Raw genomic sequence first — 23539 nt, 5'->3', positions numbered from 1 at the left:
GACGAGCGAGATCGACCGCTTGCACCAGGCCGCGCGCTTCGCCGCGGCGCCGCTCGCGGCGCTGGCCGCGCGGGCGGCGCTGACGACGTTGCTCGAAGCCTATCTCGGCCGGCGCAGCGCCGCCCGGGTGCAGGCCGGCCAGCTCGGCCGCGGCACCGGCGAGACCATCCGCGCCGCACTGCTCTATGCCGATCTCCGCGATTTCACCGCGCTTTCCGAGGCGGCCGAGCCGGATGCGATGATCGCCGCGCTCGACGCCTGGTTCGACCGTGTCGCCGGCGCCGTGCACGCCTTCGGCGGCGAGGTGCTGAAGTTCATCGGCGACGGGGTGCTGGCGATCTTCCCGGTCACCGGCGCACCGGCCGCGGCCTGCGAGGCGGCATTGCGCGCGATCGTCGCCGCCCGCGCCGGCATGGCCCATCTCGACGCGGCGCGCGGGCAGCAGGGCCTGCCGCCGCTGCCGTTCGGCGCGGCGCTGCATCTCGGCGAGATGCTGTGGGGCAATATCGGCGCTGCCGACCGGCTGGACTTCACCGCCGTGGGCCCGGCAGTCAACCTGGTCAGCCGGCTGGAGGGATTGTGCCGGCCGCTCGGGCGCTCGGTGCTGATCTCCGGCGCGCTCGCCGCCGAGACCGCCATGCCGCTGATCCCGCTTGGCGAGCACAATCTGCGCGGCATTGCTGCCCCCTGCCCCGTGTTCACCCTGCCGGACGGCTGAGGGAATCCCGCCACACATGTAACTCACGCCACCGGCGGCTCCGGCCCTAACTCTGTCGCATGACGACCGTCCGCACGGCGTCGCGCAAACGGAGAGGACCGATGACCGCACATACCATCGCCACCCGCGAAGAATGGCTCGCCGCGCGCAAGGCGCTGCTCGCCAAGGAACGCGCCATGACCCACGAGCTCGACGCGCTGCGCGCCGAGCGCCGCCGGCTGCCCTGGGTCAAGGTCGAGAAGCCGTACACCTTCATCGGGCCGCAGGGCCGATGCACGCTCGCCGACCTGTTCGGCGGCAAGAGCCAGCTCGCCGTCTACCACTACATGCTGGCGCCGGATTCCGACCATATCTGCAAGGGCTGCTCCTTTATCGCCGATCATGTCGACGCGGCGCGGCAGCATTTCGAGCAGGCCGATCTCGCCTTCGCCGCGATCTCGCGCGCGCCGCTCGACCGCATCGAGCAGGTCCGGCAGCGGATGGGCTGGAGCTTTCCCTGGCTCTCCTCGCACGGCACCGACTTCAACTACGATTTCGGCGTGTCGTTCAGGAAGGAAGACATCGCCGCCGGGCGCGCCCTCTACAACTACGGCACGCCGATCAAGCAGAGCGAGGACATGCACGGCACCAGCATCTTCGCCAAGGACGAGCGGGGCGACGTGTTCCACACCTACTCGACCTATCACCGCGGCGACGAGGTGTTGATGGGCGCCTTCGCCTGGCTCGATCTCACGCCGAAGGGGCGCAACGAGGGCGAGGGCGTGATGAGCTGGCTGAAGCTGCACGACGAATACGACCGGCGCTGAACCATCCTTCCGAGGAGCCTGGAACGCATGGGCGGCTCGGACCGCGGCTTCCTCGGCATCGCCGCGCTGCTCTTCGCCGGCAGCGCGGCAGTGACCGTCGCCTGGTGCGACGCCATGTCGGCCATGGGCGGCATGCCGATGGCTGGCGGCTGGACCCTGTCGATGGCCTGGATGCGGATGTGCGACCAGAGCTGGCTCGCCGCCGCCGCCTCGTTCCTCGGCATGTGGGTGGTGATGATGGTGGCAATGATGCTGCCGCCGCTGGTGCCGATGCTGCGGCGCTACCGCCGGGCCGTCGGTGGCCCGCGTCTCGGCCGGCTGACCGCCCTGGCCGGCGCGGGCTACTTCTCCGTCTGGGTCCTGATCGGGATCGTCATCTATCCGCTCGGCGTCACGCTGGCGGCAGCCCAAATGCAGGTTCCGACGCTGGCCGGCGCTGTCCCGTACGTCGTCGGCATCGTCGTGCTGCTCGCCGGCGTGCTGCAGTTCGCCGCGTGGAAAGCGCGGTGTCTCGCCGAATGCAGCGCGGCACCGGCATGCGACCGGAGCCTGCGGGCAACGCCCGGCGGGGCCTGGCGGCACGGCGTCAAGCTCGGCCTGCAATGCAGCTCTTGCTGCGCCAATCTGATGGCGATCCTGATCGCGCTCGGCGTCATGGACCTCCATGTCATGGTGATGGTGACGGCGGCCATCGCCGCTGAGCGCCTCGCGCCGGCCGGCGAGCATGTCGCCCAAGCGGTCGGAGCAATCCTCATCGGCGCCGGCCTGTTCCTGATCGCGCAGGCGAGCGGACTCGCCTGACGCTCAGAGCAGGTCGGCGATCAGGCGGGCGGCGCGCGCCGCGCCATCGGCCGCGACGGGGTGGAACGCGGTCGGCCGGGCGAGCGCGTCCAGCATCGCATCGGCGATCGAGTCCGGCGTCGCGGTCGCATAGTCCATGCGGCGGCCGGCGCGGTAGCGGTCCAGCCGATGCGCCACGTGGAAGTTCTGCTCGAAGTGGTTGCGGAGCGGGAAGTAGAGGAACGGCGTGCCTGCCGCGGTGAGCTCCATGCAGGTGGTGAGCCCGCCCTGCACCAGCGCGAGGTCGCAGACGGCCAAGTGACGGTCGAGATCGGGCACGAAGGCGCGCATCTCAACGCCTGCCGGCGCGGCCAGCGAGACCGGATCGATACGCGGCCCGGCCACCACGATCATACGCAGATCCGGTGCCCGCTCGCGCACCAGCGGCCAGGCCTGCAGGATGCGGCGGATCAGCGGCGCGCCGACGCCGGATCCGCCGACAGTGACCACAACCACCCGTTCGTCCGGCCGATAGCCCAGCGCCCGGCGCAGTTCCTCGCGCGGGCCGAAGCCGGCGGGATGGGTGCCGAGGATATAGCCCGCGAAGTCGAAATGCCGCGGGATCCAGTCGCGCATCTCCGGCAGGTCGGGGCCGAAACTGAGCGGCACGATGTCCTCCGGCTCGCCGACGAAGATCGCCCGGTCGCGCAGATGCGGATGGCGGTCGACATGCCCGATCATCTCGGCATTGTAGTCGGCGGTCAGCAGCGCCTCGCGCGCGCCGCCCTCCGGCATCGGCAGGAAGCCGACGAAATCGGTGAACCAGACCAGCGCCGATTTCTTCAGGTCCGGATGCTCGTGCCAGAAATGATCGATCTCCCAGGCCTCGTCGGCGATCACCAGGTCGTACCCGCCTTCCGTCACCGCCTGCTGGAACAGCATGAAATTGGCGACCAGCACCTCGTCCATGCGGCGGATCGCCTGGAAGGCGTTGAGGTCGTGCTCCCCGGATTCCAGCTCGAAATGCCGTGACTCGCTGGCGAGCCGGGCGCTCGCCGGATGCACGCGCTCGCCGCTGGCGGCAAGCAGCCGCGTCACCGGGTCCTGCGCCAGCCAGTCGATCTCGATGCCCGGACGCAGCTTGCGCAGCGCCTGCGCCACAGCAATGTCGCGCCGCCCATGCCCGAGCCCGATCGGCGAGGAGAGATAGAGTGCCCGTTTGCCGTCTCCACGCCGTCGTGCCGGCGCGCTAATCGCCCCGAGACCGAGGCGCCGCGCCAGGAAGTCGTCGATCAGCGTGTTGCACTTGGCCGGGAAGCGGCCGAGGGGGTTGTGCCCGCCCTCCGGCACGGCGACGAACTCGGCGCCGCAGAGCTCCGCCACCAGCTTGCCGCGCCGATAGGGCTGGATCTGGTCCGCCTCGCCATGGATGACGAGGACCGGGCAGGCGATCTTGCCGTACATCGCCTCGCCCACCTCGATGGCCGGCGCAATCTGCCGCGCCAGCACTGTCTTCGCCAGCACGGCACCGTCCGTTTCGCCGGCCCAGCCGAGCGAATCCTCGATCTGCTTGGTCGAATGCGGCTCTATGAACATCTGGCGCATGAAGTGGTCGGCGAAACCGGGATAGTCGCGTTCCCAGTAATCCTGGCTGTACTTGTCCCAGCCCTCGAACCGGTCGCGCTTGCAGAGGAAATGCGGCACGGACATGCGCTCGTAGCCTGGCCCGATCAGCGCCGAGGTTCCGGCCAACACGACGGCGCGCACGCGCGCCGAATGGTGCGCCGCCAGGATGGTGGCCAGGAAGCCGCCGAAGGACAGCCCGACCAGGATGGCGCTGTCGGTGCCGGTCGCGTCCAGCACCGCCAGCGCGTCGGCGACGTAGTGGTCGAGCGAATAGGCTTCGACCGCTTCCGGCCGGTCCGATTTGCCGTTGCCGCGTCCGTCATAGGCGATGCAGCGGAAGCGCTCGCTGAACCACGGAATCTGCGCCTTGTAGACGCGCGAATGCACGATCGCCCAGGGCGGCAGGAACAGCACGGTCGGGCAGGCAGGCCCGACTTCCCCGCCATACACCTCGAAGTGGATTTTCACGCCGTCGCGTTCGACGAAGCCTTCCTCCGAAGGCAGCTTGGCGCGCATGACATCACCTCTTCGATGCCTCACCGCTTCGCTTTCTGGCCCTCCGCCACTCGGATCAGATCGCCGATGCGGCGGAGCGAACGGCGCACCGGTGGCCCCTTCTTCTCCAGTCCGAGCAGATAGAGGCTCTCCGCTCCGATGAAGGCATTGGCGATCAGCGCCGCCACCTCCTCAGCCGCGAACGGGCCGAGCGGCCCGAACTCGCGCTCCGCCTTGCGCGCGAGCCCGGCGATCAGGTCGACCCAGCCGGCGATGCCGGCGCGGATCACCTTGGCCACTGTCTGATCGGCGAAGCCGGCCGCGATCAGCTCCTGCAGCACCCGCACATAGCCCGACTTGAGGTCGTCCTCCAGATAATCGCAGGCCCGGTCCCATTGCTCCGACAACTTCAGCAGCGGGTCGCTGAATAGGGCGTTCTGCCGGTCGAGCAGCTGATCGTTCATGTATTCGAACAGGGCCAGCACCATCCCCTGCTTGGAGCCGAAGTGATAGTGGATCTGGCTCAGCGGCACGCCGGCGGAGAGCGCAACGTCGCGGGTCGAGAGGCCGCTCAGGCCGTTCTGGTGCAGCACCTGCTTCGCCGCTTCCAGCAGCATGCTCTTGGTCTCCGGCTTCGCCTCCACCGCCTTCGCCGCTGCCCGCGCCATCGTTCCCCCTCGCGTCCTCGCTACGACGACCGGTCGCCGGCGCTACGACGCGCCGGCGCCGCGGTCTTCAGATCATGCCTCGCGCTTCGGCTCCCGCAACTCGAGCGGCGGCCAGTCCTCCGCCGGCGCCGGGCTTACCTTGCGCCCGGGCCAGGGGATCAGCATGGCGACTTCGGCGCGGTAACGGCGGTATTGCTCGCCGAACAGCCGCATCAGGTCACGCTCCTCCAGCTGGATGCCGATCAGGATGTAGCCCGTTGTCGCCACCGCGAACAGCAAATGGCCCTGGGTCATTTCCGGCGTCGCCCAGAAGGCGAGCAGGAAGCCGAGATAGATCGGGTGCCGTACTCGCTTGTAGAGCCCCGGCGTCTTAAATTTCGGCGCGGGCAGCGCTTGGCCGGTCAATCGGGCCCAGACCTGGCGCAGGCCGAACAGCTCGAAATGGTTGATCAGGAAGGTGGCGACCAGAACCAGGCCCCAGCCGATCCAGAACACCGCCCACAGCGCCGTGACGCCGAGCGGATGCTCGACCAGCCAGACGGTGCCCGGCAGCGGCTGCCACAGCCAATAGAGCAGGATCAGCACGAGGCTGGCGAACAGCACGAAAGTGGTGCGCTCGACCGCTTCCGGCACGATCTTCGTCCACAGCCGCTTGAACTCCGGCCGCGCCATCACGCTGTGCTGCACGGCGAAGGCGCCCAGCAGGGCGACGTCGATCAACAGCGACGGCAGCAGCGCGCCGGCCTCGCCGCTGTCGATCGTCTTCGGCACGGCCAGGTTGCCGACGAAGGCGATGGCGTACAGGAAGGCGCCGAGGAACACCATGTAGGCCATTGCACCGTAGAGAACCGCGATGATCCCACCCATGACGAGCCTCCCAGGTTCGGGGGTTGAGTTGGCGCCACGCCGCAGGCTGCATCCGGCGCATTTCGGTCGACCGACCGAATTCGTTGAAATTAATTCGGTCGACCGACCGAGTCAAGACAAGGCGAGGCGCGGCTCGCCGGGCCTGGCCGCTTGCAGGGCCGGCACCACGTGCCTATGAGTCGCCGTTTAATGACCTCCCCCCTCCCCGGCCGATTCGGGCACAAGCACCTGCTCGGCATCGAAGGCCTGTCGCCCGACGAGATCACGCTGCTGCTCAACACGGCGGATGCCTGCGTCGAGCAGAACCGGCGCGTCGACAAGAAGCAGTCGCATCTGCGCGGCCTGACCCAGATCAACCTGTTCTTCGAGGACTCGACCCGCACGCGGACATCGTTCGAGCTGGCGGGCAAGCGGCTCGGCGCCGACGTGATCAACATGTCGGTGCAGCATTCTTCGATCAAGAAGGGCGAGACGCTGCTCGACACCGCGATGACGCTCAACGCCATGAGCCCGGACGTGCTGGTGGTGCGGCATCCCAATTCCGGCGCGGTGCAGCTGCTGGCGCAGAAGGTGACCGGCGCGGTGATCAACGCCGGCGACGGCAGCCACGAGCACCCGACCCAGGCGCTGCTCGACGCGCTCACCATCCGCCGCCGCAAGGGCCGGCTGCAGGGCCTGCTGGTGGCGATCTGCGGCGACTTCCTGCATTCGCGCGTCGCCCGCTCCAACATCTACCTGCTGAATGCCATGGGCGCGCGGGTGCGGCTGATCGCGCCGCCCACTTTGCTGCCGCGCGAGGCCGAGCGGCTCGGCGTCGAAGTCTTCCACGACATGCGGCGCGGCCTAGCTGGCTGCGACATCGTGATGATGCTGCGATTGCAGCAGGAACGCATGCAGGGCGCCTTCCTGCCCTCGACGCGGGAGTATTTCCACTTCTACGGGCTGGACGCCGAGAAGCTGGCGTTGGCGCATCCGGAAGCCTTCATCATGCATCCCGGGCCGATGAACCGCGGCGTCGAGATCGACAGCGAGGTGGCGGACGACATCCACCGCAGCCTGATTGCCGAGCAGGTGGAGATGGGCGTCGCCGTGCGCATGGCCTGCCTGGAGATCCTGACCGGGCGCCTGCGCAACGACACGGGCGCGCGATGACCGGCCGCCGCACCGCCTATACCAATGTCCGCCTGCTCGATCCGGCGAGCGGCCTGGACGCCAGGGGTGCCCTGCTGACCGAGGGCGACGCCATCGCCGAGCTCGGGCCGCGCCTGTTCGCCGGCGGCATGCCGAGCGGGATCGACGAGGTGGTCGACGGGCATGGGCTCGCGCTGGCGCCCGGCCTGATCGACATGCATGCGAGCCTGCGCGAGCCGGGCTTCGAGCACCAGGAGACCATCGCCACCGCGGCGCGCGCCGCCGCCGCCGGCGGCGTCACCACCATCGTCGCCACGCCGGATACCGATCCCGCCATCGACAACGTCGCCCTGGTCGAGTTCGTCGCCCGCCGCGCCCGCGAGACGGCGGCGGTCCGCATCCTGCCCATGGGCTGCACCACCACCGGCCGCGACGGCGAACGGATGACCGAGATGGGCCTCATGGCCGAGGCCGGCGCGGTCGCCTTCACCGACGGCGACCGCCCGGTCGCCGACGCGCTGGTGATGCGCCGCGCGCTCAGCTACGCCACCGCCTTCGACCTGCTGATCGTGCAGCATGTGGAGGAGCCTTCGCTGGTGCGCGACGGCGCCATGAACGAGGGCGAGGTCGCCATGCGCCTCGGCCTGCCCGGCATGCCGGCGGCGGCCGAGACCATCATGGTGGAGCGCGACCTGCGCCTCGTCGCGCTGACCGGCGGGCGCTGGCACGCGGCAAGCCTTTCGACTGCCGCCGCCATCGACGCCGTGCGCCAGGCCAAGCGGTCGGGGCTCAGCATCTCCTGCGGCGCGGCGCCGCACAATTTCGCGCTCAACGACGGCGATGTCGGCGAGTACCGCACCTTCGCCAAGGTGCGGCCGCCGCTGCGCGGCGAGGCCGATCGCCAGGCGGTGGTCGCCGGCATCGCCGACGGCACCATCGACGTCATCGCCTCGCGCCATGCCCCGCGCGATGCCGAGAGCAAGCGCCTGCCCTTCGTCCAGGCGGCCTTCGGCGCCGTGGCGCTCGAGACCATGTTGCCGCTCGCGCTCGGCCTCTGGCAGGCGGGCAACGTGCCGTTGCTCCGTGTCCTGGAAACGATGACGGCCGGTCCGGCCCGCATCCTCAAGCTGCCGCAAGGCCGGCTCGCCGCCGGCGCGCCGGCCGACCTGATCCTGGTGGATCTCGAAGCGCCGTGGCGGGTCGACGAACGGCGGTTGCGCTCGAAATCGAAGAACACGCCCTATGAAGGGCGGCTGGTCCAGGGGCGGGTGGAGCGGACCGTCGTTGCCGGGCGCACCGTCTATGATCGGACGGCGGAGGAAACCCGGCATGCCTGATCCGATCGACTGGCAGCTTGCGCTGCCCTACTTCCTGCTCGCCCTCGCCGGCGGCTATCTCCTCGGCTCGATTCCCTTCGGCCTCGTGCTGACCAAGCTCGCAGGCCTTGGCGATGTCCGCCGCATCGGCTCCGGCAATATCGGCGCCACCAACGTGCTGCGCACCGGTCGGAAGGACCTGGCGGCGCTCACGCTGCTGCTCGACGCTGCCAAGGGCGCGGTCGCGGTTCTGATCGCCGGCCGCTACGGGCCCGACATGGCGGTCTGCGCCGCGCTCGGCGCTCTTCTCGGCCACCTGTTCCCGGTCTGGCTGCGCTTCAAGGGCGGCAAGGGCATGGCGACGTTTCTCGGCGTGCAGCTTGCCATCGCGTGGCCGGTCGGCATCGCTGCCTGCCTGACCTGGCTCGCCACCGCTGCCCTCTTCCGCATGTCTTCGCTCGCCGCTCTGGTCGCCGCCGGCCTCACGCCGGTCTTCTCGCTCTGGCTTGCCGACCGCCAACGGGCCGAGCTTGCTCTTGTCCTCGTGGTGCTGGTCTTCTTCCGCCACCATGAGAACATCCGCCGGTTGCTGACCGGCACCGAACCCAAGATCGGCCGGGGCGCGAAGAGCACCGAGCCTGCCGCCCGCGACTAATTGTGGCCCTGCCGGGCCCTCATCCACCAAATCTTGATGAAGATTGAGAAATTGCTTTTAACTTACTGAATCATTTAATGTTTTCTTCAGCACGCCAGGGGGACAATGGCGTGCTTGCGGTCGATGCGTGAGGTGACGGCCGCCCATTCCGTTTCGCCCTGGGAGTGCGCAATGCGGATTCCGCGCGCCATGCGCCGGTGACCGATTCGGTCAGAGACCAGGCGCTCGCCCTGCTGGAACAGGCGAGACGCAGCGCCCAGGCCCAGCACGACCGTCTGCTTGACACCACGACCGATCTCTTCCTCGACGCCGAAGCGCGGCTGAGCGACGAGGAGCGGCGGCTGATGCTCGGCATCATCGACCGCCTCGTCCACGACGTGGAGCGCGAAGTGCGCGCCGGCCTCGCCGAGCGACTGAGCGCGCTGCCCAACGCGCCGCGCGAGCTGGTGTTGAAGCTCGCCGAGGACGAGGCCGATATCGCCCGCCCGTTGATCCTGAACAGCCCGGTGCTGCGCGACGACGACCTGATCGAGTTGGTGCGCCAGCGCACCCACGAGCATCGGCTCTGCGTCGCCATGCGCGCCGGCATCAGCGCCACGGTGTCGCAGGCCCTGATCGAAGCCGGCGAAGAGGACGTGATCGAGGCGCTGATCCGCAACGACGATGCGGAGCTGGCGCTGCAGGCGGTCAACTATCTGGTCGAGGAGAGCCGCCGTGTCGATCGCTTCCGCGAGCCGTTGCTGCGCCGCCGCGACCTGCCGCCGGCACTGGCCTTCCGGATGTTCTGGTGGGTCTCGGCCGCGCTGCGCCGGCACATCCTGGCACATTTCAGCATCGACGAGGGCAACCTGGACGCGATGATACAGCTGACCGTCCAGGACAGCGCGGCCAGGATCGATCGCGGCCCGACGGCGGCGGCCTCGCTCGCGCGCGGGTTGAGGGAACGCGGCGAACTCACCGACGCCAATCTCCTGCGGCTGCTGCGTTCGGGGCACATCGCCGCCTTCAGCAGCGCTTTGGCCGAGATGGCCGGCATCGACCCGGAAACCGCGGGCCGCATCGTGCATTGTCAGGGCTACGAGGCGCTGGCGGCGGCAAGCCGCGGCGCCGGGCTGGACCGGCAGACCTTCGCCGCGATCTTCATGCTGCGCGAGGAGGCCCGCACCGCCGGCCGCGCACAGTCTCCATCGCGGTTGGAGGCCGCGTTGCAGTTCCATGACGGGCTGGATCGAAAGCAAGCCCGAAATGTGTTGAGGTATTGGTCGCTGGATGCGGAATATCTGCGGGCAATTGCCAAGCTGGATAGTTCGCGGAATAATGCGGCCGGGACAGTAAAAGATTAACGGTTACGGCACCGGTCGGGGGACTGGAGAGGAGCCGGGGATCGCATGAGGGTGGAGGCCGTCACTACCGACGCGCCCCTTTGGCCGGGGGATTCCGCAACGCGTCCAAACCCGCCTGCCACGGCGGAAGCCACGGGCAGCATGGACCTTCTATCGGCCATGCTGGCCGACCCGCGTCTTTCCGCGCTGTTCGAACGGCTGCCTCCGTTCGCGCTGGTCGATGCCGCCGGCCGCGTCACCACGGCGAACAGCGCCTACCGCCTGCTCGCCGGCGACAACGTATTGCCGAACGCGCTTCCCCTGGTGGTCGAGGCGATCGGCAGCGGCCGCCGCGCGGCCCGGCGCGATGCACTCGGCATCGGATCGGATCGGCGCTTCGCCCGCATCGACGTGTTCCCGGTCAACGGCCTCGCCGCCATCGTGGTGCACGACGTCACGGCCGAGACCCTGGCTCTGGCCAAGGCGCAGCGCGAGCATCAGCGCGCCGACGACATCATCCGCGCCTCGTCCGATTGGGTGTGGGAAACCGACCGCGACGGCCGGCTGACCTATGTCTCCGACCGCATCGTCCATTCGCTCGCTTTGCCGGCCATGCTGCTGCAGGGCCGGCGGCTGGACGAGGTGGTCGATGGCCCGAACGGCTCGGTGCTGGCGACCGGGCCGCTCGCCACCTTGCAGCCGTTCCGCGATCTCGCCGTGCACGCGCGCGACGCGCGCGGCCTCGTCAGGCAGTTCGCGCTCTCGGGCGTGCCGACCTTCGACGAGACCGGCACCTTCCGCGGCTTCCGCGGCACCGGCACCGACGTGACGGAACGGGTTGCGGCCGACAGCCAGGCGCGCCGCTACCGCGGCGAGCTCGAAAAGGCGCTCGGCCAGCTGCGCCAGCGCAACGAGGAGCTCGACCACGCGCTGCAGGACGCCCAGGCGGCGACGCGGGCCAAGAGCGAATTCCTGGCGGTGATGAGCCACGAGCTGCGCACGCCGCTCAACGCGATCATCGGCTTCTCCGAGATCATGAGCCACGCGTTGTTCGGGCCGCTCAACGCCCGTTATCTGGACTACGTCAACGACATTCTGCGGTCGGGGCGGCACCTGCTGAACCTGATCAACGACATCCTCGACTTCGCCCGCATCGAGAATCGGACGCTGCGCCTGCAGACCGAGCCGGTGCCGGTGCGCGAGTTCATCGGCGATGCGCTGACCCTGGTCGAGATCAAGGCGGCCGAGAAGGGCCTGACCCTGGTGCGGCCGAGCCTGCACCTCGATGCGCGGGTCAAGGTCGACCGTACCCGCGCGTTGCAGATCATCGAGAACCTGCTCTCCAACGCGCTGAAGTTCACCCCGGCCGGCGGCACCATCGGCATCGAGATCGCCCAGCCCGAGGACGGGCGCGTCCGCATCTCGATCTGGGACACCGGCAAGGGCGTGCCGCTGGAAAAGCAGGTGGCGATCTTCGAGATGTTCGAGCAGGCGCATTCCGGGGCGCTGGCTCGCGGCCAGGAAGGTCTCGGCCTCGGCCTCACCATCGCCCGGGCGCTGGCGCGCCAGATGGGCGGCGACATCGTGCTCGAAAGCTCGACCGAGCGCGGCTCGCGCTTCTCCGTCGTATTTCCGATCGCCTGAGCCGATCAGGCCGGCGGCGGGATGGTCCGGATCGGCTGGCCGCCGATCCAGGCGAGGATGTCCTCCAACCCCTGCCCGTAATAGTTCCGGTAGTTCTCTTCCGAGACATAGCCGAGATGCGGCGTGAGAACGGTGTTCTCCAGCTTCAGCAGCGGATGGTCCTTCGGCAGTGGCTCCAGATCGAACACGTCGAGCCCGGCGCCGGCGATGCGCCCTGCGCGCAGTGCGTCGATCATCGCCGCCTCGTCGACGATCGGCCCGCGCGAGGTGTTGACCAGATAGGCATCCTTCCGCATCAGCCCGATCTCGCGGGCGCCAATCAGGCCGCGGGTGCGCGGGCTGAGCAGCAGATGCACCGACACGATGTCGGAATCGCGGAACAGCGCGTCCTTCTCCACGCGCTCGGCGCCCGCTTCGGCGGCGCGTTCGGCGGTCAGGTTCTCGCTCCAGGCGATCACCCGCATGCCGAGCGCCTTGGCCACCGGCACCATGGCGCCGCCGAGCTTGCCGAGACCGGCGAGACCGAGAATGCGCCCCTTCAGGCAGCGGCCGACGCTGAGTTGCCAGCGGCCCTCGCGCATGGCGCGGTCCTCGCGCGGCACCTGGCGCATCAGCGCGAAGATCAGCGCCCAGGCGATCTCCATCGGCGGATGCGCCATCGAATCGGTGCCGCAGACGGTGACGCCCTTGGCCGCCGCCGCCTTCAGGTCGATCGATGCATTGCGCGGGCCGGAGGTGACGAGCAGCCGGAGCTTCGGCAGCCGGTTGATGAGGCTGGCCGGGAACGGCGTCCGCTCGCGCATGATGACCACCGCGTCGTGATCCGCCAGCGCCTCCGCCACCGCCGCCTCGCCGACGATCTGACGGTTGAACACGTCGAGGCTCCAGCCGGCCGGCAGCCGGCCCCAGTCGGCGAAGCCGCGGGCGACGTTCTGATAGTCGTCGAGGATGGCGATGCGGGGCATCAGACCACTCCGTTCTGGCGCAGCCGGTCGATATCGGGCTTGCCATAGCCGAGATCGCCCAGGATCGCGTCGGTATCGGCGCCGAGCCGGGGCGGCGGCGGCGGCACCCGGGCCGGGGTGCGGCCGAGCCTGACCGGCGGCTTGGCTACCGGCGCCGGCCTGGGCAGGCCGGGGAACTCCACCGGGTGCAGATAGCCCATCGCCTTCACATGCGGATCGTCCAGCGTCTCCTGCGGCTTCAGCACCGGCGCCGCCGGGATGCGCGCCTTCTCCAGCGCCGCCAGCGCCTCGGCGCGGGTCAGGTTCCGGCACCATTCCTGGGTGCGCGCGCTGATCAGGTGGCCATGGTCGCCGCGCGCGAGATCGTCCTTGAACCGCGGATCGGTCAGCCAACTGGGCTCACCCATCAATTTCGCCCAGCGCTCGTAGAGCGGCTGGCCGACGATCTGCACCAGCATCCAGCCGTCCTTGGCCTGGAACAGGTCGTTCGGCGCCGAGGTCTGGCCGCGATTGCCGGTCGGCACGCGGTCGCGGGTCAGCACCGCCTGTTCCATCAGCAGCGCGTTGTTCAAGGTGAGCGCGGAGCCGAGCAGCTGGCCTTCGACGATCTGCCCGCCGCCGCCCTTGGCGCGGTGCATCAGCGCGGCCATCGTGCCGAAGGCGCAATGCACCGCCGTGGTGAAGTCGATGAACGGCACCGCGGCGCGATAGGGCTGGTCCTCGGTGCCGGTCATGTAGGTGCCGCCGGCCATCACCTGGCCGATGCCGTCGAAGCCGACGCGCGAGCTGTACGGCCCGCCATCGCCGAAGGCGGAAGCCGTGGTCAGGATGATGTCTGCCTTGGAGGCGGCGAGGCTGTCGTAGTCGAGGCCCATCTGCTTCAGGGTCGGCGGCGGCAGGTTCGCGACCACGACATCGGCGGTCTGCACCAGCTTGCGAACGATCTCGCGACCCTCGTCGCGCATCGGGTCGAGCGTCATCGAGCGCTTGCCGCGATTCATCTGGAAGAACATCGCGCCTTCGCCGGTCTCGGAAAGCGGCGCGACGAAACGGTCCTCGCTGCCCTCGCGTTTCTCGACCCGGATCACCTCGGCGCCGAGATCGCCGAGCAGCGCGGCGCAGTAAGGCCCCGCGATATAGCGGCCGAAATCCAGCACGCGCACACCGTCAAGCACACCCATATTCGTTCTCCTCCCTCACTCGGCCGCTTCGTCGAGCCGCGCCGCCAGCCAGTCCGGCAGATCGACCATCACCTCATGCCCGCAATCGGCTTCCAGGAACGCCCAGGCGGGATCCTCCGCCAGCGCCCGATAGCGCTGGAACGAGCTCGGAGTGTAGCGCGCCGCGATGATGTAGGTCTTCTTCGGCACCGTGCGCCACCGGCCGCTCAACTCGATGCGCTCCTCGAAGGCGAGCATCGGGTGGTTGCGGCAGGTGCGGTCGACCCAATCGGCCCGCGCGGCATCCAGCACGCCGAAGAAGCTGGCGGAAGTCGGCTTCAGCGTGCGCACGCCGTTCTGCTCCACCGCGCCGGCGCGGATGGTCGGCACCCGGGCCGGGTCCATGAGGTCGAACACCGCCTTGCCGTTCTCCGGCACGAAGGCGTCGAGATAGACCAGCGAGCTCACCCGCTCCGCCATGCGGTCGGCGACGCCGGTGATCACCATGCCGCCATAGCTGTGCCCGCAGAGGACGATGTCCTTCAGGTTCTCGAAGGTCAGGACGGCGCAGATATCCTCGATATGGGTGTTGAGGCCGATTTCGGGGCTGAGCAGGTGGGTCCGCTCGCCGATCCCGGTCAAGGTGGGCGTGAAGACCTCGTGGCCGCGCCGGCTGAGGTCGCGCGCTACGTCGCGCCAGCACCAGCCGCCGTGCCAAGCCCCGTGCACCAGTACGATCTGCGCCATGGCCGCCCCCCTCCCCGGGTCGAACACCCGGGCCGGCGAGCAAAGCTTTGCCCATATGCCGCCGTCAAGCGGCGTCGCTGCCGATCCGCAGTTGATCTTCCTGGCATTCTTTCGCATTTTTCGCGCATGCATGGAATTTCCCGCCGCCCGCTCAGCGATGCCGAACGGCTCGACTGGCTCCGGCTGATCCGGACCGAGAATGTCGGCCCGGTCACTTTCCGCCAGTTGCTGCGCCGCTTCGGCACCGCCGCGCGGGCGATCGGCGCCCTGCCCGACCTGGCCCGTCGCGGCGGTCTCGGTCGCAGCATCGCGATTCCGCCGCGGGCAGAGGCCGAGCGCGAGCTGGCGGCCACCGCCGCGGCCGGCGCACGCCTGATCGCGCTGGCGGAACCCGACTATCCGCCCGCCCTTGCCGCGCTGGACGACAGCCCGCCGCTATTGGTCACGCGCGGCGACGCGGCACTGTTCGCCCGCCGCATGGTCGGCATGGTCGGCGCCCGCAACGCCTCCGCCGCCGGCATCCGCATCGCCCGCGACCTCGCCGGCGCGCTCGGCAATGCCGGCATCGTCGTGGTCTCGGGGCTGGCACGCGGCATCGACGCGGCAGCGCATCAGGGCGCGCTGGCGACCGGCACCGTCGCCGTGGTCGCCGGCGGCGTCGACGTGGTGTTCCCGCCCGAGCACGAAGCGCTGCAGGCGCAGATCGCGGAAATCGGCGCGGTTGTAGGCGAAATGCCGATCGGGACCCGGCCGCTCGCCCGCCATTTCCCGCGCCGCAACCGGCTGATCTCCGGGCTTTCGCTCGGCGTCGTCGTCGTCGAGGCGGCGCTGAAATCGGGCTCGTTGATCACCGCCCGCTTCGCGCTCGACCAGGGCCGCGAGGTGATGGCGGTGCCGGGCTCGCCGCTCGATCCGCGCGCCCGCGGCAGCAACGACCTGATCCGCCAGGGCGCCACCCTGGTGGAAGGCATCGACGACGTGCTGCAGGCCCTCGGACCGGCGCAGAGCATGCTGGCCGCCGAAGCGGTCCCCTTCGGCTCGCCCGTCACCGACGAGGCGCCAGCCGATGCCGACCTCGCTCGGTTGCGCGCCACGATTACGGAGCGTCTCTCCCCGACGCCGGTGGAGGTCGACGAGCTGATCCGCCAGTCCGGCGGCACCCCCGGCGAGGTGCTGATGGTGCTGCTGGAGCTGGAACTGGCCGGCCGGCTGCAGCGCTATCCCGGCGGGAGGGTAGCAATTTCTTAACGCCGACCCGATTTGACAGGGGGTGGGGTTTTCCCCATGTTCCGCCGCCCGAGCGCCGTCCCTTGCCCAAGGAGGCCAATTCCGCCGATGGACGTCGTCGTCGTCGAATCCCCGGCCAAGGCCAAGACGATCAACAAGTATCTGGGCTCGAACGTCGTCGTCCTGCCCTCCTACGGGCATGTCCGCGACCTGCCGCCCAAGGACGGCTCCGTGCGTCCTGAGCAAGACTTCGAGATGACCTATGTCACCGATCCGAAGTCGAGCAAGAACCTGGCGGCGATCGCTAGTGCCTTGAAAGGCGCGAAGAATCTCTATCTGGCCACCGACCCGGACCGCGAAGGCGAGGCGATTTCCTGGCATGTCCTGCAAGCTTTGCAGGAGAAGAAGGCGATCAAGGGCATCAATGTCCAGCGCGTGGTGTTCAACGAGATCACCAAGCGGGCGGTGACCGAGGCGATGCGCAATCCGCGCGACCTCGACATGGACCTGATCAACGCCCAGCAGGCCCGCCGCGCGCTCGATTACCTGGTCGGCTTCACCCTCTCGCCGCTGCTCTGGCGCAAGCTCCCCGGCGCCAAATCGGCCGGCCGCGTGCAATCCGTCGCCCTGAGGCTGATCTGCGAGCGGGAGATCGAGATCGAGGCGTTCAAGCCGCGCGAATACTGGACCATCGAGGGCGATTTCCAGGCGCCTTCCGGCCGCTTCCCGGCCCGGCTGACCATGTTGGACGGCCGCAAGCTCGAGAAGTTCGACCTGCCCGGCGAGGCGGCGGCCCAGGCGGCGGTCGGCAAGATCCGCGCCGGCAGCTACCGGATCAGCGACGTCACCGTGCGCCCGCACCGGCGCCAGCCTTCGGCGCCGTTCATGACCTCGACCCTGCAGCAGGAGGCTGCGCGCAAGCTCGGCTTCAGCGCGACCCGCACCATGCAGCTGGCCCAGCGCCTTTATGAAGGCGTCGATATCGGCGGCGAGACCGTCGGCCTCATTACTTATATGCGGACCGACGGCGTGCAGATGGCGGCCGAGGCGATCGAGGCCGCCCGCGACCAGATCGGCAAGCAGTTCGGCCGCGACTACGTGCCGCCGCAGCCCCGCGTGTACGAAACCAAGGCAAAGAACGCGCAGGAAGCCCACGAGGCGATCCGGCCGACCGATTTCAGCCGCCGGCCGGAAGACGTCACGCAACATCTCGATGCCGCCCAGCTCCGGCTCTACGAGCTGGTCTGGAAGCGCGCCATCGCGAGCCAGATGGAAGCAGCCCAACTCGAGCGCACGACGGTCGAGATCCGCTCGTCCGACGAGCAGATCGGCTTCCGCGCCAGCGGCTCGGTCCTGCTCTTCCCCGGCTTCCTCAAGGTCTACGAGGAAGGCCGCGACGACAAGCCGGCCAATGGCAGCGCGGCCGGCGAGGACGACGAGGACGGCGCCCGGCTCCCCAAGCTCGCCGCCAAGGAGGCATTGCAGCTTCTCGACGTGAAGCCGGAGCAGCATTTCACCGAGCCGCCGCCGCGCTACACCGAGGCGACCCTGGTGAAGAAGCTGGAAGAGCTCGGCATCGGCCGCCCCTCGACCTATGCCTCCATCATCGACGTGCTGCAGGAGCGCGACTACGTCCGGCTCGACAGCAAGCGCTTCGTGCCGGAGGACAAGGGCCGCATCGTCACCGCCTTCCTCGTGAATTTCTTCGAGCGTTTCTTCGCCTACGACTTCACCGCCAATCTGGAAGAGCGGCTGGACGAGATCACGGCTCACCAGGTCGACTGGAAGGAAGTGCTGCGCGAGTTCTGGCTGCAGTTCAGCCGCGCGCCTGAAGAGGATGCCGGCCTGCTCGCCCTACAGGCGGCGGTGAAGAACCTGGACGAGCTCATCGGCCAGCGCGGCGTGGTGATCGAGGCGATCGATGCCTCGCTCGGGCCGCATTTCTTCCCCGACGACGGATCGGGCCGCGATCCGCGTGCCTGCCCGGCTTGCGGCGAAGGCCGTCTCGGCATCCGGCTCGGCAAGAACGGCGCCTTCATCGGCTGTTCGCGCTATCCGGAATGCCGCCACACCCGCCCGCTCTCGGTCGCCAACGACAACCAGACCGAGGGCGCCCTGGTCGGCGGCCCGCGCGAACTGGGCCTGGATCCCGAAAGCGGCTTGATGGTCACGGTGCGCGACGGGCGGTTCGGGCCCTATGTGCAGCTCGGCGAGGATGGCGGCGAGGAGAAGCCGAAGCGCGCCTCGATTCCGCGCGAGTGGAAGCCGGCCGAGCTGACCTTCGAAACGGCGATCAAGCTGCTCGCCCTGCCGCGCCTCGTCGGCACCCATCCGGAGACGGGCGCGGAGATCATCGCCGGCCTCGGCCCCTACGGCGCCTATCTCAAGCACGCCAAGGCCTATACCCGGGTGCAGCCGCCGGAGGAGATCCTCGATATCGGCCTCAACCGCGCCGTCGCGCTGATCGCCGAGGGCAGCGCCAAGAAGGGCCCGCGTCGCGCCGAACCGAAGGTGCTGCGCGAGCTGGGCGCCCATCCCGATGACGGCGCGCCGGTGCGCATCCTGGACGGCCGTTTCGGCGCCTATGTCGCCCATGGCGGCATCAACGCGACGATCCCGCGCGGCTCGACGGTCGAGGATATCGACATGACCTCGGCGATGGCGCTGCTGCGGGCCCGCGCCGAACGCGGCCCATCCAAGCCCAAGGGCCGGCGCGGCGCGAAGAAGACGGCCGCCAAGACCGCCACCGTCAAGTCCGCGGCCGTCAAATCCGGCAAGAAGGCCACGACCAAGCCGGCGGCCGACAATGACGACGCCGAGCCGCCGCCGCGCAAGCGCGCCGCCGGCGGCAAGGCGTGAAGCCGCCGGCGCCCCGCCCGACCCGACAAGAGCTGCTGGACTTCATCGCGAGCCGGCCCGGCAAGGTCGGCAAGCGCGAGATCGCCCGCGCCTTCAATCTGAAGGGCGCCGAGCGCGACTGGCTGAAGGAGGCGCTGCGCGGCCTGAAGGACCAGGGCGCGGTCGAGCGTGGCCGCGGCAAGGCGCTGCTGCCGCCGGGGCGCCTGCCCGAGGTCAGCGTCCTGAGGATCGTGTCCGTGCGGCGCGACGGCGAGGCCAGCGCCGTGCCGGTCAAATGGTCGGATGACAGCCCGGCGCCGAAGGTGACGCTTGTATCGGGCGGCCGCGGACGCTCGCCGGGCGACGGCGACCGCGTGCTGGCGCGGGTCGAGCCGATCGGCCCCGGCCTCTATCGCGGCCGCGTCATCCGCGTGCTGGAAAGCGGCCCCGGCGAGGTGGTCGGCACGCTCAAGCTCGAAGCCAATCACGGCCGCATCGTCCCGGCCGACCGTCGCGCCCGGCACGAGGTGCTGGTCGACAAGGCCGATCTCGGCGGCGCCGAGCATGGCGAGGTGGTGGTCGCCGAGCTGGTCGCCGGGCGCATGTTCGGCTTGGCCCAGGGCCGCGTCGTGCGCCGGCTCGGCAGCGCCGGCGATCCCCGCACCTTCAGCCGCATCGCCATCGCGCAGAACGATATTCCGGTCGCCTTCCCGCCCGACGCGCTGGCCGAGGCGAAACATGCCAGGCAAGCGCCGCTCGGCGACCGGACCGACCTGACCGAAGTGCCGCTCGTCACCATCGATCCCGAGGATGCGCGCGACCACGACGATGCGGTCTTTGCCGAGCCGGACGGCGACCCGCGCAATCCCGGCGGCTTCAAGGTGATCGTCGCGATCGCCGACGTCTCCTGGTACGTCCGGCCGGGCAGCGCGCTCGACCGCGCCGCGCGCGAGCGCGGCAACTCGGCCTATTTTCCCGACATGGTGGTGCCGATGCTGCCGGAGCGGCTCTCGGCCGATCTCTGCTCGCTGGTCGAGGGCAAGCCGCGGCCCTGCCTCGCCGCCACGCTCTGGCTCGATGCCGAAGGCAACGTCGTGCGGCACAGCTTCGTGCGGGCGATGATGCGCTCCGCCGCCAGCCTCACCTATGGCCAGGTGCAGCGCGCCCGCGACGGGGACGCCAAGGCCGTATCGCCGGAGCTCACTACCAAGGTCGTCACGCCGCTCTATGCGGCTTATGCCCTGGCGGCCGCCGCCCGCGACCGGCGCGCACCGCTCGCCATCGACATGCCGGAGCGCAAGGTGACGCTCGACGCCGGCGGCCACATCCAATCGATCGGTCTGCGCGAGCGTTTCGACAGCCACCGGCTGATCGAGGAGTTCATGATCCTCGCCAACGTCGCCGCGGCGGAGACCCTGGAGCGCGCGCGGCGGCCCTGCATGTACCGCGTGCACGACCAGCCGACGAAGGAGAAGCTCGACGCGCTGCGCGACTTCCTCGACACGCTCGACATCCGCCTGGCCAAGGGACAGGTGATCCGTCCCGCGATCTTCAACCGCGTGCTGGAGCGCGTCGCCGGCACGCCGCACGAGCGGCTGGTCAACGAAGTCGTGCTCCGGTCCCAGGCGCAGGCGATCTATGCGGCCGAGAATATCGGCCATTTCGGCCTGAACCTCGCGCGCTACGCGCATTTCACCTCGCCGATCCGCCGCTATGCCGACCTGCAGGTGCACCGCGCGCTGGTCGACGCGGGCCGTCTGGGCGAAGGCGGGTTGAGCGCGGAGGATGTCGACGGCTTCGAGGCCACCGCCGAGCACATCACCCGCACCGAGCGGCGCGCCATGCAGGCCGAGCGCGACGCGCTGGACCGCTATGTGGCGGCCTTCATGGAGGCGCGGGTCGGCGAGACCCTGGCCATGCGGATCACCGGCGTGACGCGGGCCGGCTTGTTTCTGACCGATGACACGACCGGTGCCACCGGCCTTGCCCCGATGTCCAGCCTGGGCGACGACTATTTCGTGTTCGACGAGCGCTCCCAGCGCATCCAGGGCCGTGCCAGCAAGCGCTCGTTCCGTCTCGGCGACGCGGTGGAGGCGGAGCTTGCCGAGGCCAATCCGGTGGCCGGCGGCCTGCTCTTCTCGCTGGCCGGGGCCGGCGCCCGCGGGCGGGCCCCGCGGCGGCCGGATCGCCGGCGTCGTTGAAGCAGGGAGAGCCCTCTTGCGCCTTCCTTTCGCAGGATTGCCGGGCTAGAACCCGCCCCATCCGCGGCGGCCGGAGGTGACCGGTGATCAATGTCTATGTGCATGAGAACGGCGGCCTGCAGCGGGTCGATCTGCCGCAAGGCGGCCTGCCGCGCGATACCGTGTGGATCGACGTGCGCGAGCCGCAGGGCGACGACCTGCAGCGGGTCCAGTCGGCCTTGCAAATCGAAATGCCGACCCGCGAGGAGATGCAGGAGATCGAGCTGTCGAGCCGGATCTACCAGGAGGGCAATGCGACCTTCCTGACCGCGCTGATCCCGGTCAACGCGGATACTTCGACGCCCGGCTCCACGGCGATCACTTTCATCCGCACGCCAGGGCCCGTGGTGACGCTGCGCTATGCCGACCCGCAGCCGTTCAAGAATTTCATCAGCCGCTCGGTCCGGTCCAACAGCGGCGTCACGACGCCGGACCTCGCGCTGATCGGCGTGTTCGATGCGATCATCGATCGCGAGGCCGACCTGCTGGAGCGCATGGGTGCCGAGCTGGACGGCATCTCCAAGGCGATCTTCGCCACCAAGGCCTCCAAGGCCGACGTCGCCTCGGCCGACCTCGAGGAGGCGGTGCGCCGGCTCGGCCAGGTCGAGGACCTGAATTCCCGCGTGCGCGAGAGCGCGCACACGCTGCTCCGCATGATGACCTATCTCGGCACCGGGGGCCTGAGCGAGACCAAGCCCAGCAAGGACTTCCGCAACCGCGTGAAGATCCTGCAGCGCGACCTGCAATCGATCACCGAGCAATCCGCCTTCCTCGCCCACAAGGGCAGCTTCCTGCTCGACGCGACGCTCGGTCTCATCAACATCCAGCAGACCGCCATCATCAAGATCTTCTCGGTCGCCGCCGTGGTGTTCCTGCCGCCGACCCTGGTCGCATCTATCTACGGCATGAATTTCGACATCATGCCGGAGCTGAAATGGGATCTCGGCTACCCTTTCGCCATCGGATTGATGGTGCTGTCGGCCGCCTTGCCCTACCTCTACTTCAAGCGCAAGGGGTGGCTGTGATGCGGCCGGGCCTTTACGGCGCGATGCTGCGGGGGTTCTTCCGCCGCTGTCCGCGCTGCGGCACCGGGGCCATGTTCACCCGCTTCGTCACGGTCAATTCCGCATGCCCGAGCTGCGGCCTGGAACTGCATCACCAGCGGGCCGACGATGCGCCGCCCTATTTCACCATCCTGATCGTCGGCCATATCGTGGTGCCGCTGCTGCTTATGCTGGAGCAGCGCGCGGCGCCGCCGACCTGGGTGCATATGGTGGTCTGGCTGCCGGTGATCCTGCTGCTCTCGCTCTGGTTGCTGCCCAGGATCAAGGGGGCGCTGATCGGCCTGCAATGGCATGCCGGCATGCACGGATTCGGCGGCCATCCGGATTGACCGTGCGGGTTGCCCCCCCTACGCTCGGCGGGTTTATCGCTCAATAAATCAAGGCAAGGCGCCCGATGCGGTTCGAAGGGACGGAAAACTACGTTGCGACCCAGGATCTGAAGGTCGCGGTCAATGCGGCGATCACGCTCGAGCGGCCACTGCTCGTAAAGGGCGAGCCCGGCACCGGCAAGACCATCCTGGCGCATGAGATCGCCAACGCGATCAAGGCGCCGCTGATCACCTGGCACATCAAGTCGACCACAAAGGCGCAGATGGGCCTCTACGAATACGATGCGGTGTCGCGCCTGCGCGACAGCCAACTCGGCGAGCAGAAGGTCCACGACATCAAGAACTACATCATCAAGGGCAAGCTGTGGGAGGCGTTCACCGCCGACCAGCGCCCGGTGCTGCTGATCGACGAGGTCGACAAGGCCGATATCGAGTTCCCCAACGACCTGCTGCTCGAGCTCGACCGCATGGAGTTCTACGTCTACGAGACGCGCGAGACGGTGAAGGCGGTGCAGCGGCCGATCGTCGTCATCACATCGAACAACGAGAAGGAGCTGCCGGACGCCTTCCTGCGCCGCTGCTTCTTCCACTACATCCGCTTCCCCGAGCGCGAGACGATGCTGGAGATCGTCGACGTGCACTATCCCGGCGTTCAGAAGGACCTGGTGCGCGAAGCGCTCAACATCTTCTACGACATTCGCGAGACGCCCGGCCTGAAGAAGAAGCCTTCGACCTCGGAGCTGCTCGACTGGCTGAAGCTCTTGATGGCCGAGGACCTGCCGGCGGAGACCTTGCGTTCGAAGGATCCGAGCAAGCTGATCCCGCCGCTGCACGGCGCGCTGCTCAAGAACGAGCAGGACGTGCACCTGTTCGAGCGCCTCGCCTTCCTCGCCCGCCGCGAGGGCCGCGGCTGACGACGACACTCAAGCTGAGCCGAGAGG

At 69.0% G+C, this 23539-nt stretch carries 21 protein-coding genes; 14 read left to right on the top strand and 7 right to left on the bottom strand.

Features of this window, described 5'->3' with window-relative positions; translation table 11 throughout:
* The 3 genes from DT074_RS17590 to DT074_RS17580 form a co-directional block, all read left to right on the top strand.
* A partial coding sequence (locus DT074_RS17590) for an adenylate/guanylate cyclase domain-containing protein (protein ID WP_162914976.1) occupies nucleotides 1-718 on the top strand: 718 nt, incomplete at its 5' end.
* A gap of 101 nt (nucleotides 719-819) precedes the next feature.
* The gene (locus DT074_RS17585; protein ID WP_119421167.1) at nucleotides 820-1524 is read left to right on the top strand and encodes a DUF899 domain-containing protein; all 705 of its coding nucleotides are present in this window, start codon (nucleotides 820-822) and stop codon (nucleotides 1522-1524) included.
* 27 nt (nucleotides 1525-1551) lie between these two features.
* Nucleotides 1552-2325: a DUF2182 domain-containing protein gene (locus DT074_RS17580; protein WP_119421166.1), complete on the top strand. Its 774-nt coding sequence runs from the start codon at nucleotides 1552-1554 to the stop codon at nucleotides 2323-2325.
* 3 nt (nucleotides 2326-2328) lie between these two features.
* Here the strand turns inward: DT074_RS17580 and DT074_RS17575 are convergent, their stop codons facing one another.
* The 3 genes from DT074_RS17575 to mddA form a co-directional block, all read right to left on the bottom strand.
* Nucleotides 2329-4446 carry an alpha/beta fold hydrolase gene (locus tag DT074_RS17575; RefSeq protein ID WP_119421165.1) on the bottom strand — a complete coding sequence of 706 codons (2118 nt, stop codon included), beginning with the start codon at nucleotides 4444-4446 and terminating at the stop codon, nucleotides 2329-2331.
* A 20-nt stretch (nucleotides 4447-4466) separates the two neighbouring features.
* On the bottom strand, nucleotides 4467-5093 hold the full coding sequence (locus DT074_RS17570; RefSeq protein WP_368744744.1) for a TetR/AcrR family transcriptional regulator: 627 nt from the start codon (nucleotides 5091-5093) through the stop codon (nucleotides 4467-4469).
* Nucleotides 5094-5165: 72 nt separating this feature from the next.
* Entirely contained in the window at nucleotides 5166-5960 is a 795-nt protein-coding gene (mddA, locus tag DT074_RS17565; RefSeq protein ID WP_119421164.1) for a methanethiol S-methyltransferase, read from the bottom strand.
* 174 nt (nucleotides 5961-6134) lie between these two features.
* On the opposite strand from mddA, the gene DT074_RS17560 reads away from it, so the two are divergent.
* The 3 genes from DT074_RS17560 to plsY are packed head-to-tail and all read left to right on the top strand — an operon-like array spanning nucleotide 6135 to nucleotide 9062.
* Entirely contained in the window at nucleotides 6135-7112 is a 978-nt protein-coding gene (locus DT074_RS17560; protein ID WP_438503692.1) for an aspartate carbamoyltransferase catalytic subunit, read from the top strand.
* Nucleotides 7109-8428 carry a dihydroorotase gene (pyrC, locus tag DT074_RS17555; RefSeq protein ID WP_119421162.1) on the top strand — a complete coding sequence of 440 codons (1320 nt, stop codon included), beginning with the start codon at nucleotides 7109-7111 and terminating at the stop codon, nucleotides 8426-8428. The genes DT074_RS17560 and pyrC overlap by 4 nt, the downstream gene beginning before the upstream one ends.
* The gene (gene plsY / locus DT074_RS17550) at nucleotides 8421-9062 is read left to right on the top strand and encodes a glycerol-3-phosphate 1-O-acyltransferase PlsY (RefSeq protein ID WP_119421161.1); all 642 of its coding nucleotides are present in this window, start codon (nucleotides 8421-8423) and stop codon (nucleotides 9060-9062) included. The genes pyrC and plsY overlap by 8 nt, the downstream gene beginning before the upstream one ends.
* Nucleotides 9063-9148: 86 nt before the next feature.
* Here the strand turns inward: plsY and DT074_RS28125 are convergent, their stop codons facing one another.
* Complete coding sequence (locus DT074_RS28125; RefSeq protein ID WP_162914975.1) at nucleotides 9149-9616, bottom strand: hypothetical protein; 468 nt, start codon at nucleotides 9614-9616, stop codon at nucleotides 9149-9151.
* On the opposite strand from DT074_RS28125, the gene DT074_RS17545 reads away from it, so the two are divergent.
* Together DT074_RS17545 and DT074_RS17540 are read left to right on the top strand one after the other, a co-directional pair.
* Nucleotides 9569-10405 carry a DUF2336 domain-containing protein gene (locus DT074_RS17545; protein ID WP_162914974.1) on the top strand — a complete coding sequence of 279 codons (837 nt, stop codon included), beginning with the start codon at nucleotides 9569-9571 and terminating at the stop codon, nucleotides 10403-10405. The two genes, DT074_RS28125 and DT074_RS17545, sit on opposite strands and share 48 nt — an antisense overlap.
* 141 nt (nucleotides 10406-10546) lie before the next feature.
* Nucleotides 10547-12028, top strand: coding sequence for a sensor histidine kinase (locus DT074_RS17540; protein ID WP_162914973.1), 1482 nt, complete (start codon nucleotides 10547-10549; stop codon nucleotides 12026-12028).
* A 5-nt stretch (nucleotides 12029-12033) separates the two neighbouring features.
* Here the strand turns inward: DT074_RS17540 and DT074_RS17535 are convergent, their stop codons facing one another.
* From DT074_RS17535 to DT074_RS17525, 3 genes are read right to left on the bottom strand one after another with little or no spacing between them, the layout of a single operon-like run.
* The gene (locus tag DT074_RS17535) at nucleotides 12034-12993 is read right to left on the bottom strand and encodes a D-2-hydroxyacid dehydrogenase family protein (RefSeq protein ID WP_119421158.1); all 960 of its coding nucleotides are present in this window, start codon (nucleotides 12991-12993) and stop codon (nucleotides 12034-12036) included.
* Nucleotides 12993-14174, bottom strand: a complete 1182-nt coding sequence (locus DT074_RS17530) for a CaiB/BaiF CoA transferase family protein (protein WP_119421157.1) — start codon at nucleotides 14172-14174, stop codon at nucleotides 12993-12995. Before DT074_RS17530 ends, DT074_RS17535 begins: the two co-directional genes overlap by 1 nt.
* A 15-nt stretch (nucleotides 14175-14189) precedes the next feature.
* Nucleotides 14190-14900, bottom strand: a complete 711-nt coding sequence (locus DT074_RS17525) for an alpha/beta fold hydrolase (RefSeq protein ID WP_162914972.1) — start codon at nucleotides 14898-14900, stop codon at nucleotides 14190-14192.
* A 126-nt stretch (nucleotides 14901-15026) separates the two neighbouring features.
* Between DT074_RS17525 and dprA the strand changes: the two genes are divergently transcribed.
* The 6 genes from dprA to DT074_RS17495 all read left to right on the top strand — a co-directional run bounded on the left by dprA (nucleotide 15027) and on the right by DT074_RS17495 (nucleotide 23512).
* Nucleotides 15027-16148 carry a DNA-processing protein DprA gene (dprA, locus tag DT074_RS17520; protein ID WP_119421155.1) on the top strand — a complete coding sequence of 374 codons (1122 nt, stop codon included), beginning with the start codon at nucleotides 15027-15029 and terminating at the stop codon, nucleotides 16146-16148.
* A gap of 87 nt (nucleotides 16149-16235) precedes the next feature.
* Complete coding sequence (topA, locus tag DT074_RS17515) at nucleotides 16236-18986, top strand: type I DNA topoisomerase (RefSeq protein WP_119421154.1); 2751 nt, start codon at nucleotides 16236-16238, stop codon at nucleotides 18984-18986.
* On the top strand, nucleotides 18983-21166 hold the full coding sequence (gene rnr / locus DT074_RS17510; protein ID WP_119421153.1) for a ribonuclease R: 2184 nt from the start codon (nucleotides 18983-18985) through the stop codon (nucleotides 21164-21166). The genes topA and rnr overlap by 4 nt, the downstream gene beginning before the upstream one ends.
* Before the next feature lie 83 nt (nucleotides 21167-21249).
* Nucleotides 21250-22230: a magnesium transporter CorA family protein gene (locus DT074_RS17505; protein WP_119421152.1), complete on the top strand. Its 981-nt coding sequence runs from the start codon at nucleotides 21250-21252 to the stop codon at nucleotides 22228-22230.
* Complete coding sequence (locus DT074_RS17500) at nucleotides 22230-22598, top strand: DUF983 domain-containing protein (protein WP_119421151.1); 369 nt, start codon at nucleotides 22230-22232, stop codon at nucleotides 22596-22598. The genes DT074_RS17505 and DT074_RS17500 overlap by 1 nt, the downstream gene beginning before the upstream one ends.
* A 65-nt stretch (nucleotides 22599-22663) precedes the next feature.
* Nucleotides 22664-23512 (top strand): AAA family ATPase, encoded by an 849-nt coding sequence (locus tag DT074_RS17495; protein ID WP_119421150.1) that lies wholly within the window; start codon nucleotides 22664-22666, stop codon nucleotides 23510-23512.
* Nucleotides 23513-23539: the final 27 nt, after the last annotated feature.

This window comes from Desertibaculum subflavum (assembly GCA_003576705.1).
GTDB classification, from domain to species: Bacteria; Pseudomonadota; Alphaproteobacteria; order Ferrovibrionales; family Ferrovibrionaceae; genus Desertibaculum; species Desertibaculum subflavum.
The sequence above is the reverse complement of the archived record's forward strand: the minus strand, read 5'-3'. Positions and strand labels throughout refer to the sequence as shown.